Source organism: Variovorax sp. GW823-FHT02B07, assembly GCF_058797695.1.
This window is the reverse complement of record NZ_JBXAJX010000013.1, coordinates 60,022-72,837: the sequence shown is the minus strand read 5'-3', so window position 1 is coordinate 72,837 and position 12,816 is coordinate 60,022. Positions and strand designations below refer to the sequence as shown.

At 67.7% G+C, this 12,816-nt stretch carries 12 protein-coding genes; 6 read left to right on the top strand and 6 right to left on the bottom strand.

The window, feature by feature from the left end; genetic code table 11:
- The 5 genes from AC1RGU_RS30945 to AC1RGU_RS30925 form a co-directional block, all read left to right on the top strand.
- Positions 1-1,022, top strand: a 1,022-nt coding sequence (locus AC1RGU_RS30945; RefSeq protein WP_492739401.1) for a DUF2345 domain-containing protein, incomplete at its 5' end; no start/stop codon positions are given.
- 27 nt (positions 1,023-1,049) lie between these two features.
- Positions 1,050-2,099 (top strand): hypothetical protein, encoded by a 1,050-nt coding sequence (locus tag AC1RGU_RS30940; protein ID WP_492700315.1) that lies wholly within the window; start codon positions 1,050-1,052, stop codon positions 2,097-2,099.
- Between the two features lie 36 nt (positions 2,100-2,135).
- Complete coding sequence (locus AC1RGU_RS30935; RefSeq protein ID WP_492700313.1) at positions 2,136-3,473, top strand: type VI immunity family protein; 1,338 nt, start codon at positions 2,136-2,138, stop codon at positions 3,471-3,473.
- A 148-nt stretch (positions 3,474-3,621) separates the two neighbouring features.
- Positions 3,622-4,929: an MFS transporter gene (locus AC1RGU_RS30930; protein WP_095743482.1), complete on the top strand. Its 1,308-nt coding sequence runs from the start codon at positions 3,622-3,624 to the stop codon at positions 4,927-4,929.
- Positions 4,930-5,081: 152 nt separating this feature from the next.
- Positions 5,082-6,062 carry an AraC-like ligand-binding domain-containing protein gene (locus AC1RGU_RS30925; RefSeq protein WP_095949470.1) on the top strand — a complete coding sequence of 327 codons (981 nt, stop codon included), beginning with the start codon at positions 5,082-5,084 and terminating at the stop codon, positions 6,060-6,062.
- 10 nt (positions 6,063-6,072) lie between these two features.
- Here AC1RGU_RS30925 and AC1RGU_RS30920 read toward each other — a convergent pair whose 3' ends face one another.
- Both AC1RGU_RS30920 and AC1RGU_RS30915 read right to left on the bottom strand, forming a co-directional pair.
- Positions 6,073-7,371 carry a hypothetical protein gene (locus AC1RGU_RS30920; RefSeq protein WP_492700310.1) on the bottom strand — a complete coding sequence of 433 codons (1,299 nt, stop codon included), beginning with the start codon at positions 7,369-7,371 and terminating at the stop codon, positions 6,073-6,075.
- A 5-nt stretch (positions 7,372-7,376) separates the two neighbouring features.
- Entirely contained in the window at positions 7,377-8,366 is a 990-nt protein-coding gene (locus tag AC1RGU_RS30915) for a tripartite tricarboxylate transporter substrate binding protein (protein ID WP_492700308.1), read from the bottom strand.
- Positions 8,367-8,530: 164 nt separating this feature from the next.
- Here AC1RGU_RS30915 and AC1RGU_RS30910 point away from each other — a divergent pair, with 164 nt between their 5' ends.
- Positions 8,531-9,463: a LysR substrate-binding domain-containing protein gene (locus AC1RGU_RS30910; protein WP_095743478.1), complete on the top strand. Its 933-nt coding sequence runs from the start codon at positions 8,531-8,533 to the stop codon at positions 9,461-9,463.
- Here the strand turns inward: AC1RGU_RS30910 and AC1RGU_RS30905 are convergent.
- The 4 genes from AC1RGU_RS30905 to AC1RGU_RS30890 are packed head-to-tail and all read right to left on the bottom strand — an operon-like array spanning position 9,460 to position 12,815.
- Positions 9,460-10,167 carry an ABC transporter ATP-binding protein gene (locus AC1RGU_RS30905; protein ID WP_492700306.1) on the bottom strand — a complete coding sequence of 236 codons (708 nt, stop codon included), beginning with the start codon at positions 10,165-10,167 and terminating at the stop codon, positions 9,460-9,462. The genes AC1RGU_RS30910 and AC1RGU_RS30905 overlap by 4 nt on opposite strands.
- 7 nt (positions 10,168-10,174) lie before the next feature.
- A complete protein-coding gene (locus tag AC1RGU_RS30900) occupies positions 10,175-10,882 on the bottom strand; it encodes an ABC transporter ATP-binding protein (RefSeq protein ID WP_139701522.1) in 708 nt (235 codons plus the stop codon).
- A complete protein-coding gene (locus tag AC1RGU_RS30895) occupies positions 10,879-11,949 on the bottom strand; it encodes a branched-chain amino acid ABC transporter permease (protein WP_492700303.1) in 1,071 nt (356 codons plus the stop codon). Before AC1RGU_RS30895 ends, AC1RGU_RS30900 begins: the two co-directional genes overlap by 4 nt.
- On the bottom strand, positions 11,946-12,815 hold the full coding sequence (locus AC1RGU_RS30890) for a branched-chain amino acid ABC transporter permease (protein ID WP_062476232.1): 870 nt from the start codon (positions 12,813-12,815) through the stop codon (positions 11,946-11,948). Before AC1RGU_RS30890 ends, AC1RGU_RS30895 begins: the two co-directional genes overlap by 4 nt.
- Between the last annotated feature and the right edge of the window lies 1 nt (position 12,816).

Below are 12,816 nucleotides of genomic sequence, written 5' to 3'. Positions count from 1 at the left end.
GCATCGAGGACAACGCGGGCAGAAAGGACCCCAGGGGTGAGGGCTTCGAGTTGAGGACGGATGCTCATGGCGTGCTCCGGGCGCAGGACGGCATGCTCATCACCACCGAAGCAAGGGGCAATGCTGCGAACCATGCCAAGGACATGGGCGAGACCACTCAGCGACTAAAAGCAGCGCAGGATCAGCACGACGCGCTGGCCGAAGCAGCGCAGGTGCACAAGGCGCAAGAGCAAGGCTCCGATCAAGACACCGTGCAGAAGGCCTTGAAGGCGCAGAACGACGCCATCCAGGGTAAGGAGGGACAGGGCGAGGATGGCCGCTTCCCTGAACTGAACAAACCACACCTCGTGCTCGCCAGCCCTGCGGGCATCGAGGCCAGCACGCCGGGCAGCCTCCACCTGCACACCGGAGAGCACGCGGCCTTCACAAGCCAGGGACACACCTCCATCAGCACCGCCAAGCGATGGCTGGCCAGCGCAGCCGAGGGCATCCGCGCGTTCACGCACAAGAAGGGCATCAAACTCATCGCGAGCGAAGACCCGATAGAAATCCAGGCGCATCGCGACGAGCTGATTCTGGTTGCGCACAAGGACGTGGTCATCAAGAGCGTGGAGGGCGAGCTACACATCACCGCCAAGAAGAAGGTCGTGATCATCGGCGGGGGCAGCTACTCGGAGTGGAGCGAGAGCGGCATCAAGCACGGCACGGCCGGCACCTGGCAGGAGCATGCGGCGCTGCATGCGCAGGTCGGGCCCATGAGCAAGGCACCTGTACTGCCAGAGTTCCCCGTGCAGCCATCTGACTACAGCGTCAAGTACCAATTTGCGGATCGCCACACGGGTCAACAGCTCGCGCAGCATCGCTACGAACTACGGGAGGAAGACGGCACCGTTCACACCGGCATCACCGATCTGGACGGATGGGCACACCTGGTGCAGACATCGGGCATGAGGCTGGTGAAGGCCTGGGTTGCCGAATTCCCGGTGGACATGGACGACCTGTCTCGCGGCACCTTGATCTGAGCGCGGCCGCTTCGCCTGCATCACCCCATGACAACCAATCCCATCCCCATCCTCCCCTACGACAGGCATATCGCCAAGGCACTAGAGACATTGAACGATTTGGGTCCCGGGGGCATCGACAGCCTGCGGTGGTCAATGAGCGTTCTGGTCTATCGCCTGAGCAAGATACTGTGCGCAGCCCAAGCGCCCAGCCAGCCGGTCAGCGAACTGCTCGCGCAAGATCTCGAATCGAGTCTTCAAATCTACCCAGACCTGAAAGCGCACGAGACGGGCTTGCGCAGGGCCATCGACCTGCTCACCCAATTGCTGCAGTACGCCGGTTGGTACAGCATCGACCGCGTGGTCATGCGTACCCGGCCCGAGTTCACAGACAACATCGCACCGCACCAGAGCGCGAGCATGCAAAACACAAGCAAGCCCCATAGCAGTTGGGGAAGGCCGCTGCCATTCCGGCCGCTGTACTGTGCCCTCGGCGCCTTCGCCCTGGCATTCCCGGTGCGCGGTGACGCACGTCGCTACGAGGCGCTTCCTGGGGAGGAATCGATCCTCTACGCCGGCGGAGACGACAAGCCGAAGGTTCGCGAAGACATGCAGCGCACATTCGCAACCTTGCTCGACGCCTGCGACTACCAGGTCGGTCACTGGAAGGCCCACTTCAAGTCGGAAGCCAACTACGACGCAAGCGGCAAAGCCTATATGGGCAGCCCGGCCCAACGACCGGAACGGAAGGGAAACTGCTACTGGCGCAAACCGAAGGGGAGCATTTCACCAGATGTCGTCGTTGTTAGGCAGCGTCATCAGGCACCAGACGAGGCGAACGTGACACATGTGGTCGACATGAAGTTCGGGGAGGATTCAGTGGGGTTCGATCAAGGCCAAAACTACACCAACATGTTCGGGAAAGAACGCTTCTACGTCCTCTATTTCCCAGCGGACTGCCAAGCCGGCGAACCCGAAGAGGCGAAACAACCGGACTGGGTGAAGGTCCTCATGGCAATCCTGATGCTACTGCTTAGCAGAGGTCGTAAGGGAGGCCGTCTGCCGGGCCAGGGACCACGTCCAGTCCCTGCGCATTGATTCCCCGAGTTCCCACCCACACTCACGAAGCCAACCATGCAGCTGCCCGCCCCAGATCTTGAAAGCTGGATCGAAGCCCTTCGCAACGATTCTGAAGCCGCCGCAACCGCCCTGCCTTCAAGCCCCTTCAGCGCAATGCAAGAGCCAGCGACATGGCACCTTGGCATGCAGGCCACAGCGTACTTCTATGTACTGACCATGGACGACGTCCACCGGTTGGTGAAGGTCATTCCAGAACTGCATCGCGAATTCCAGCAGCTCACGGGGCACGCCCTATTGAGATACATGGCCTTCAAGTCAGGTTCAATCGCACGCCAACCACACTCGCAAGGATCTATTGAAGCGCACTTTCAAACGAACTCTGATGACATTGCATCCCTGGAGGGATTCGATGCCCCGACAAGGGAAAGCTCATCGCGCTTCTTGCTTCTGACCATCGCGCAGTTTCGTCACGCACAGCTGGCTAAGCCCGTGTTTCGTCCATGCGTCGACAAACCCATCATCGGCCGCGAAATCAAATTCGCCGAAACAGTCATCGGACTTGACTACTTGACACTCAACTTCCCACAAAGCTTCTGGCAGTCGCGCCAGGATGAGCTCCGCACTTGGTGGCTGAGCGCACTCGATCGACTCAAGCCTGTTCAAGCCTATATGGGGTTGGGGATCGGCCTCCCACCTGTGCTAGAACGGTATCCCTTTCAACAACCGGCTGAGTTTTCTCTGGCCAACCGGTTTCTCGGCCTCGATGTCGACAAGCCCTTTTTCTCCCGCTCCAATCGACCTAACGGCATGAACCTCGAATGCGGCATGCGTACGCCCGGTTACGGCGTTCTGGTTTGCGGCGACTACGCGCGCTTGCTGGGCGGCATTGCTGCCTTGCACCTCAAACTGCAGAACGTTCCCGGCATTCACACGCGCCCTTGCATGAACGGCGATGGTCTTTGGATCGAAGCCGGCGACGCGCCTGCGCTGTACCCTGTCGAAGAAGGGGTTCCCGCGCATCTACGCGCTTTGGCCGAAGCTTTGAAGCCCGCACGCCTGCAGCGGCTCTGGATGGTGAGCTACCCGCCCAACGTCCCTCGCGACGATATCTTCACGCCCGAATCATCGGCCCGCTGGTTGCGGCGCTTCGACTCCGACAGTGACTGGGGTGGACTCGTTCATGGCGAGCCCCCGAGACCGCAAGGCAGCTCCACGCCGGCGCCTTCCGCCTCGCCACGAAGTGCCCATGCTGGGGAAACGTGCCCGCAGACTGGCAATTGGCAAGCCCCTCGCCTGAACAACCGCATCGAACACATCGAGCGCGGCCAATCGATGCCGGGGCCCACAAGCACAGACACCGGGTCTGTCATCTGGTATCTGCTGGTCGACTGAGCGGCAACCCAGACGCTCCGTGCGCGCCGCCCCCCCAGCAGGCTGACCACAACAGTCGCATTGACAGCTACCTGACTCCCCCCGTCAGGTCCCGGTCGGGAACCCCGACCTACCCTTGGGCCCACAACACCGCCCCAGGGGACACACCATGACTTCCGCGCCTGCCAACGCGCATTCCTCCTCGAAATTCGCCACCGTCCTGCGCGTGACCGGCGGCAACTTCATGGAGATGTTCGACTTCTTCCTGTTCGGCTTCTACGCCACGCAGATCTCGAAGGCCTTCTTCCCCGCGGGCAACGAGTTCGCGTCGCTGATGCTGACCTTCATGACCTTCGGCGCGGGCTTCCTGATGCGGCCGCTGGGCGCGATCTTTCTCGGCGCGTACGTCGACCGCGTGGGCCGCCGCCAGGGGCTGATCGTCACGCTCGCGCTGATGGCCGTCGGCACGCTGCTCATCGCCTGCGTGCCGAGCTACGCGACCATCGGCGTCATCGCGCCGCTGCTGGTGCTGGTCGGACGGCTGCTGCAGGGCTTCTCGGCCGGCGTGGAGCTGGGCGGCGTGTCGGTGTACCTGTCGGAAATGGCCACGCCGGGGCGCAAGGGCTTCTACGTGAGCTGGCAGTCGGCCAGCCAGCAGGTGGCCATCGTCGTCGCCGCCGCGCTCGGCTACTGGCTCAACGTGACCTTCACGCCGCAGGAGATCGGCGACTTCTACTGGCGCATTCCGTTCTTCGTCGGCTGCCTGATCGTGCCGGTGCTGTTCATCATCCGCCGCTCGCTGCAGGAGACCGAGGAGTTCATGGCGCGCAAGCACCGCCCCGACGCGCGCGAGATCTTCCGCTCGATGGTCGCCAACTGGGGCCTCGTGGTCGCCGGGATGATGCTGGTGTCGATGACCACCGTGTCGTTCTACCTGATCACCGTCTACACGCCCACCTTCGGCAAGGCCGTGCTGCACCTGAGCACCACCGACGCGCTCATCGTCACGCTGTGCGTGGCCATTTCCAACTTCTTCTGGCTGCCGGTCATGGGTTCGCTGTCGGACCGCGTGGGGCGCAAGCCGCTGCTCGTGCTGTTCACCGTGCTGACCATCCTCACGGCCTATCCGTCGCTCAAGTGGCTGGTCGGCGCACCGAGCTTCGCGCGCATGCTCGAGGTGGAGCTGTGGCTGTCGTTCCTGTACGCCAGCTACAACGGCGCAATGGTGGTGGCGCTCACCGAGGTGATGCCGGTCAGCGTGCGCACCGCGGGCTTTTCGCTGGCCTACAGCCTCGCCACCGCCCTGTTCGGCGGCTTCACGCCGGCGATTGCCACGGGGCTGATCGAAATGACCGGCGACAAGGGCGCGCCCGGCCTGTGGATGACGGCCGCCGCGGCCTGCGGGCTGATCGCGACGCTCATGCTGTACCGCCGCAACGTCGACCCGGCCGACGCGGGCCGCGTGCCCGTCGTCTGAGAAGGTGTGAACCGCGGGCATTGACCCAGCGCGCACCGGCCATTGACCGGGAGCGCACCGCCCCCGCCGCCCCGGGTGGAAGTACCGATGATGGCGCGCGCCGACCTGCCTATCCTGCACCAGCGCTTCCGGCGCCCCCAGGGAACCACGGCATGAACGCACACCACTTCAGCACCCGGCTCGAACACCCGGCCGACCGGCAGGCCTGCTGGGGCCGCATCAACGAGTCGTACTTCGGCGCGCTGCGCGTGCAGTGCCTCGATCCCGGCCCGTTCGACGCGCGCATGGACGCCTACGAGCTCGGCCCCCTGGGCATGTTCATGATCGAGGCGCCCTCGCACCGCGTGGCGCGGCCCGACACGCACCGCGAGATCGCGCTCGACGAGCACTACAAGCTGGTGCTGCAGCTGGAAGGCCACGGCCACATCTCGCAGCGCGACCGCGAGTTCCACCTGCACCCGGGCGACTGGAGCCTGTACGACCCGCGCGTGCCCTACGCCATCACCAACCCCGAGCGCTCGCGCCTGCTGGCCATCACGATCCCGCGCCAGCAGTTCAAGGGCATGAAGATGCCCGACCTGCACACCTGCGAGGCCCACACGCCGGCCATGCAGGGGCTGTACGCGGTGCTCGGTTCGTTCCTCACCTCGCTGGCCGACCAGCTGCCGTCGCTGCCCAACGCCGTCGGCCGCTCGGTCAGCGACACCGTGCTGGGCCTGCTGGCCTCCACGCTCGCCACGCACGCCGACGAGCAGTTCGGCGCGCAGCCGCTGCCGGGCGTGCTGAAGGCGCGTGTGAAGCAGTTCGTGCATGCGCACCTGGCCGACCCGGCCCTGTCGCTCGACCTCATCGCGCAGCAACTGCGCTGCTCCAAGCGCTACCTGCACCGCGTGTTCGAGGACGAAGACCAGACGCTCGACCGCTTCATCTGGCAGATGCGCCTGGAGCGCTGCAGCGAGGCGCTGCGCCAGGCCGCGGGCGGCCGCGCCTCGGTGTCGGAGATCGCCTTCGCCTGGGGCTTCAACAGCAGCGCGCATTTCTGCCGCGTGTTCAAGGCGCAGTACGGCGTGTCGCCGCGCGAGTTCCAGCGACGCGAGGCGCAGCGGGCGGCGTCGCCGGCGCTGACGCACTAGGCGACCCCCTTCAGGGGCTGCCCACGATCCCCGACACGTCCACGATGTACATCTGCCGCTGCGATTCGTGCACGGAGTCGATGCACACCTGCAGTCCGTCGCGGCGCCAGCGCGGGTGCAGGTCGCACCGGTTCTCCTTGCTCAACGCCGGCGAGGCGTAGAAGCTGCCCAGGTCGTGGCGACGGCCGGTGGCCATGTCGAACAGGAACAGCACGCGCTCGTGCGTGCGGGCGTCGGGGTAGGTGTCGCTCAGCAGCCAGCGCGTGTTGACCGGCGAGAAGGTCATGTGGCCGTTCTCCACCAGCACGCCGTCGCCGATCACGCGGACCTCGCCGCCCTCCCGGTCGTGGTACAGGTGGTAGTGGATCTTCCCGGCGTGCGGGCCCCACACGATGATGTGTTCGTCGTCCTGCCACAGCGGGTGCGAGATCTGGTACTCGGACTTCTCGTAGTCGAAGGTGCCCACGGCCGTCGGGTCGAAATCGTCCGCCAGCTGCGGCAGCGGGTGGTCGGAGCACTCCAGCAGGCGCAGGTCGGAGCCGTCGGGGTTCATCGTGAGCAGGCGATGCAAAAAGCAGGTCTCGTCCTCGACGCGCTCGGTCCAGCGGTGCAGGAAGAGCACGCGCGACGACGACGGGTTGACCTCGATGTGGCTCACCCAGTGGATCGCTTTTTCCATCGACGCGCGCGGGTGGAATTGGCGCAGGTCCTCGTAGCTCACCAGCAACCGCGCCGTGCCGGTGGCCAGGTCGGTCGCGTGGATGCCGTCGTCGGCCGGTGCCAGCGGCAGCTCGAACGGCCCGCCGGTTTCGCTGTAGCCGATGGTGCGGTGCGTGATGTACAGGCGCCGGTAGTCCACGCTCAAGGCCCAGCGGCTGTCGGGGGCCACCACGTAGATCGGCAGGGGCAGCAGGCGCTTGGCGCCGGTGTCGACGTCGAGCACCGTGGCGCCGAAGCCGGGGTAGAACGCATCGGCGTCGCCGGTGCGGCTGTTGTAGACCAGCTGGCGGCCCGGTGCGCCGTCGAGCCACTGCAGCTGGCTGCCCATCTGCCAGTTCCATGCGGTGGTGTCGCCCACCGCATGGAAGCGGTCGTTGTCCTGGAGGTCGAAGTAGCCGATGCGTGCTGCCGCCGTCGGCGTGAGTTCGGCGTCCATCCAGGGCACCTGCTGCGCCAGCAGGTAGCGCCCGCTGCGGTCCCAGGCGCTCTTGTTGTAGTAGCCGAAGAAATGGTGCTGCGCGCCATCGCCCACGCGGCGGCAGGGCACGGGCGCGAGGCGGGGTTGCTCGGGAAGTGGGTTCGACGACATGGGGCTCACTCCGCGGCAATGCGGCCTTGCTGGATCACCTTGTCCCAGCGCTGCTTCTCGGCGGCGATGAAGCGCGTCGCAGCGTCGCGCGTGTTGGCCACCGGCGTCATGCCCTGCTCCGACAGGCCCTGGCGGAACTCCGGCGCGGCGACGATCTTGCGAATGTCGGCATTGAGCTTGTCGGCGATGGCGTCGGGCACCTTGGCGCTCACCGCCACCGTGGTCCACGAGGTGGCCTCGAAGGCCGGGAAGCCGGACTCGATCGCGGTCGGCACCTCGGGCAGCGCCGGCAGGCGGGCCTTGCCCGTCACGGCCAGCGCCTTGAGCTTGCCGCCGCGGATGTGGGCCAGCGTGGTCGGCGGGTTCTCGAACATCAGCTGGATCTGCCCCGCCAGCAGGTCGTTCAGCGCGGCCGTGCTGCCCTTGTAGGGCACGTGCACGAGCGGTGCACCGGCCGTGAGCTTGAAGAGCTCGCCGATCATGTGCACCGACGAGCCCACGCCGGCCGAACCGAAGTTGCTGGTGTCCGGCTGCTTGCGCGCCAGCGCCACCAGCTGCTTCAGGTCGTTGGCAGGCAGCGCGGGGTGGGCCACCACCACGTGCGGCATCTCGGCCAGCACCGTGACCACCTTCAGGTCGGTCGCGGGGTCGTAGCTCAGCTTCTTGAACACGCCGTAGGTCGCGTGCAGCCCGATCGAGCCGAGCAGCAGCGTGTAGCCGTCGGCCGGTGCATCGGCCACGAACTTGCCGCCGATGTGCCCGCCGGCGCCGGGCTTGTTGTCGACCACCACCGACTGCTTGTACAGCTTGCCCAGCCGGTCGGCCAGCATGCGGGCCTGCACGTCGGAGCTGCCGCCGGCGGTGAAGGGCACCACGAGCCGGATCATGCGGTCGGGGTAGGCCTGCGGCTGCGATGCGTGCGACATCGAAGCGACGCCCAGGGCCAGTGCGAGAAGGCCGAGGCCGGCGGCCCTGCGGGGCCATTGCTGTGTCATGCGTCTTCCTTGCTGTGCGCCGCGACGGCGCGATGGAGGGGGTGGATAGGGCGCAGTCTAGGAACGCAGCATCATTCTGAAAAATTCATTTTCATTCACAGGCTATGCAGAAAAGATATGCCATGCTTTCCGCCTTGCACCGTGCAGCCCCAGGAGCCCCCCGCATGTCGCGCCCGTTGAACTTCCGCCAGATCGAGGCCTTTCGCGCCGTGATGCAGACCGGCACCACCACCGCCGCCGCGGCCCTGCTGCACACCACGCAGCCGTCCGTGAGCCGCCTGCTCTCGCAGATCCAGCATGCCACCGGGCTCAAGCTGTTCGACATCCACAAGGGGCGGCTGCGCCCCACGCACGAGGCGCGCCAGCTGTTCGACACCGTGCAGCGCCACTTCCTGGGCCTGGACCGCATCGAGCAGAGCGTGGCGGTGCTGCGCAAGTCGGGCGCGGGGTCGCTGCGCGTGGGCTGCACGCCGGCGCTCGGGCTCGGCGTCATGCCGCAGGTGATCCATGCCTTCTCGCGGCTGCATCCCGAGGTGCACGTCAACCTGCAGACCGTCGGCACGCACGCCTTGCGCGAAGGCCTGCTCTACGGTCTGTACGACGTCGCGCTCAGCACCGCCGCCTTCCACGACCCGCAGCTCGACGCGGTCAGCCTGCACAAGGCCAGCGCGGTGTGCGTCGTGCATCCCGGGCATGCGCTGGCGCACCGCGACGCGATTCATGTGCGCGACCTGAAGCAGCAGGTGCTGCTCACGCTGAATGCCGACGACGAGATCCACCAGCAGTTCCAGCGCACGCTGCAGCAGCACCGCATCGAATGCGCCGCCACGGTCGAGACCACCTACTCGGTCACCATCTGCATGATGGCGGCGCAGGGCACGGGCGTCGGCATCGTCAACCCCTACGTGGCCTCCGTGTTCGCGCGCGACCTGAAGATCCTGCCGCTGTCGCCGCGCTGCCCGGTCGAGGTGTCGATGGCGTTCTCGCCGCAGTCGGCGCCTTCGGCCATCGCCGAGGAGTTCACCGCGCGGCTGCGCGACTACTTCCAGGCCTTCGTGATGCCCACCGCACGGAAGGCGCCGAAGGAACGCGCCTAGGCCGCCGCGAGATAGCTGCTGTGCAGGATCTCCGGCCGGCTGCGCAGTTCTTCCGACGAGCCCGCAAAAGCCATGCGCCCGCGTTCCAGCACATAGGCGCGGCTCGACACGGCCAGTGCCACCGTCGTGAACTGCTCGATCAGCAGCACGCCCACGCCCTCGCGCGCGACCTGCTGCACCACCTCGACCAGCCGCTTGACCACCGCAGGGGCGAGCCCCAACGAGAGCTCGTCGATCGCGAGGTAGCGCGGCTTGCCGATGAGTGCCTGTGCGATGCAGACCATCTGCTTCTGTCCACCCGACAGCGAGCGCGCGGGCAGCGCGAGCTTCACGCGCAGCTCGGGGAACACGCCGAGCACGCGCTCGACCGCATCGGCCACCATGGCCGCAGGCAGCGCGGTCGCGGCGGCGCGCAGGTTGTCGAGCACCGACAGCTCGCCGAGCACGCGATGCCCTTCCGGCACCACCGCCACGCCCAGCGCGCGCACGCGCTCGGGCCGCTGGCCGTGCAGTGCGTGGCCCTCGACCTCGATGCGCCCGCCCGTGAGCGGCAGCACGCCGCCGATCGCCATCACGGTGCTCGACTTGCCCGCGCCGTTGGCGCCCAGCAGCGCCGTCACCTCGCCCGGCGGCACCTGCAGGTCGATGCCGTGCAGCACGGCCTTGCCGCCGCGCTGCAGGCGCAGATCGGTCACGTTCAGCATGGGGTGGTCACTCCGTTCCCAGGTAGGCCTTGCGCACGGCCGGATCGTCGAGCACCTCGCGCGTGGGGCCGAGCGCGAGGCGGCGGCCGAAGTCGAGCACCAGGGTCTGCGTGCAGGTCGCGGCGATCAGGTCGACGTCGTGGTCGATGAGCAGCACCTGCGCGCCGCAGAACGCATGCACCGCGCCGATCGTGCGGCGCAGCACGCCGGCTTCCTGCTCGGTGAGGCCGGCGCCGGGCTCGTCGAGCAGCAGCAGCTTGGGCGCGCCGACCAGCGATTTCGCAAGCTCCAGCATGCGGCGCTGGAACAGGTTGAGGCGGTGGCCCATGACGGTCGCCACGTCGAGCAGGCCGGTGTGCGACAGCGCGCGCGCCACCTGCGAGGCGGCCTCGCCGCGCGCGTGCGGCACGTGATCGAGCAGCGCGCGCACGTTATCCCACACGCTGAGGTCTTCCACCACCTGCTCGGTCTGGAACGAGCGGCGCAGGCCGAAGCGCACGCGCGCGATGGGCTTCAGGCCCAGCAGGTCGGCGCCGTCCACCGCCACGCGGCCGGCACTCGGCGACACGAGGCCGCTGAGCACGTTGACCAGCGTGGTCTTGCCCGCGCCGTTCGGCCCGATCAGGCCGCACACGGGCGCGTCGAGCTGCGCCGTGAGCGCGTCGATGGCCTTGACGCCGCCGAAGGCGACGGTGAGATCGTCGATGCGGATCATGGCGCGGCGTCCTTGTCCTTCGGTGCGGCGAAGCGTTGGCGCACCGCATCGAACACGCCCATCAGCTGCCCCGCGATGCCGCTCGGCGCGGTGATGAGCGCATGCAGCAGCGCCACGCCGAAGAAGATCATCGCGAGGTAGCCGTTGACGCCGAAGTCGGTCAGCAGCGCCGGCACCGCGCGCAGCAGCAGGCCCGCGATGAGCGCGCCGGCCCAGTGGTACACGCCGCCCACCACCGTGAGCGCGAACAGCATCACCGATTCGCCCGCCGTGAAGGCGCGCCCGTCGAGCTGCCCCACGCCGCCCGCGAGCAGCGCGCCGGCCACGCCCGCGCAGAAGCCCGCGAGCCCGAAGGCCCAGGTCTGGTAGCGCAGGATGTTCACGCCAGCCGCCACGGCCGCCGCCTCGCCGCGCCGGATCAGCGCCCACGAGCGGCCCGCGCGCGTGCGCCGGTGCAACTCGATCAGCGCCAGCACCGCCGCCAGCCACACGGCGACGTAGCGGAAGTACGCGGCGTCGGACAGCGCCAGCGCGGGCCGCGGCATCATCAACCGCTCGCTGCCGAACACGCGGCCGAGCCAGCCCGCGCCGCCGTCGGGAAAGCCCGTCACGTTGACGACCACCTGGAAGCCGCCCGCCATCATCATCGTGACGAGCGCCAGGTACAGCCCCTTGAGCCGCAGCGCCGGCAGGCCCGCGAGCATGCCCACGACGCACGACAGCAGCCCGCCCGCGAGCACCGACAGCTCGAAGGGCCAACCCAGCCCGTGCCCCGCGCGCAGCGCGACCCAGCCGCCCGCGCCGAGCAGCGCGTACTGGCACAGCGACACCAGCCCGAGCTGGCCATAGAGCAGCGCCACGCCGGCTGCCGCGACCGACAGCGCGAGCGAGGACGTGAGCGTCTTGATCCAGTACGCGTTCGCGAACCACGGCACGGCCCAGCCGACCAGCAGCACGCAGGCCACCATGAGCACGAGCGAACGGCGGGCGCGGCGCGTGGCCTGCGCGAGCGCGGCGGGTGCCGCGTCGGACGCGGGCATGGCGCCTTCGAGGATCGACGCGTTCATGCCGAGCGCGTCCCCGCGCGGTAGAAGACGATCATCGCCAGCGCGATGAGGAACGGCGTGGCGGTGCGAAAGGCCGCGAAGCCCGGCACCGTGATCGCCAGCGCCTCCAGCACGCCGATCGCGATGCCGCCCGCCACGGTCGCCGGCAGCGAATGCAGGCGGCCGATGATGGCGGCGGCGAAGGCCGGAATCACGAGGAAGGTCAGCAGCGTGGCCTGCAGCCGCACGATGTTGGCCAGCAGCAGCCCGCACACGCCCGCGAAGGCGCCGCTCAATATCCACGCCACCGTGTCGACGCCGAGCACGCGGATGCCGAGCAGCGCGCTCAGGTCGCGGTCGTTGGCCAGCGCGCGCATCTTCAGCCCCACGCGCGTCTTCGACAGCAGCAGGCCGACGCCGCCCATCATCAGCACCGCCAGCGCCAGGCCGAGCGCGCGTGTGTGCGTGAGCCGCACCTCGACCTCGCCCAACACGAACTCGAGCGCACCGCCGTCGGTCGGCAGCACGAGGCGGCGCGGCTGCTCGCCCCAGGTCCATTCGGTGAAGCCCACCACCACGAGCGCGAAGCCCAGGGTGGCGATGCTGCGGATGGTCGGGTCGCGGTGCGACAGGCGCGGTGCCAGCAGGCGTCCGTAGGCCAGCGACAGCGCCATGGCCGCAAGCACCGCCGCGCACCACGCCAGGCCCTGCGGCCAGTCGGCTTCGAGCAGCGTCCAGGCCACATACGCGCCGAGCGCGCCGATGGCGCCGAAGGCGAAGTTCAGCACGCCCGACGAGCGATAGAGCACCACCAGCCCCACGCCCGAGAGCGCGTACACCGCGCCCAGGCCCAGGCCCGAGATGACGAAAGGCAGGTAGTCCTCCATG

What these genes read in the sequence shown, in the direction of transcription:
- AC1RGU_RS30910 (WP_095743478.1), top strand. Translation starts at nt 8,531, where the DNA reads ATGTCGCGCCCGTTGAACTTCCGCCAGATCGAGGCCTTTCGCGCCGTG.
- AC1RGU_RS30915 (WP_492700308.1), bottom strand. Translation starts at nt 8,366, where the DNA reads ATGACACAGCAATGGCCCCGCAGGGCCGCCGGCCTCGGCCTTCTCGCA.
- AC1RGU_RS30890 (WP_062476232.1), bottom strand. Translation starts at nt 12,815, where the DNA reads ATGGAGGACTACCTGCCTTTCGTCATCTCGGGCCTGGGCCTGGGCGCG.
- AC1RGU_RS30905 (WP_492700306.1), bottom strand. Translation starts at nt 10,167, where the DNA reads ATGCTGAACGTGACCGATCTGCGCCTGCAGCGCGGCGGCAAGGCCGTG.
- AC1RGU_RS30895 (WP_492700303.1), bottom strand. Translation starts at nt 11,949, where the DNA reads ATGAACGCGTCGATCCTCGAAGGCGCCATGCCCGCGTCCGACGCGGCA.
- AC1RGU_RS30920 (WP_492700310.1), bottom strand. Translation starts at nt 7,371, where the DNA reads ATGTCGTCGAACCCACTTCCCGAGCAACCCCGCCTCGCGCCCGTGCCC.
- AC1RGU_RS30925 (WP_095949470.1), top strand. Translation starts at nt 5,082, where the DNA reads ATGAACGCACACCACTTCAGCACCCGGCTCGAACACCCGGCCGACCGG.
- AC1RGU_RS30935 (WP_492700313.1), top strand. Translation starts at nt 2,136, where the DNA reads ATGCAGCTGCCCGCCCCAGATCTTGAAAGCTGGATCGAAGCCCTTCGC.
- AC1RGU_RS30900 (WP_139701522.1), bottom strand. Translation starts at nt 10,882, where the DNA reads ATGATCCGCATCGACGATCTCACCGTCGCCTTCGGCGGCGTCAAGGCC.
- AC1RGU_RS30940 (WP_492700315.1), top strand. Translation starts at nt 1,050, where the DNA reads ATGACAACCAATCCCATCCCCATCCTCCCCTACGACAGGCATATCGCC.
- AC1RGU_RS30930 (WP_095743482.1), top strand. Translation starts at nt 3,622, where the DNA reads ATGACTTCCGCGCCTGCCAACGCGCATTCCTCCTCGAAATTCGCCACC.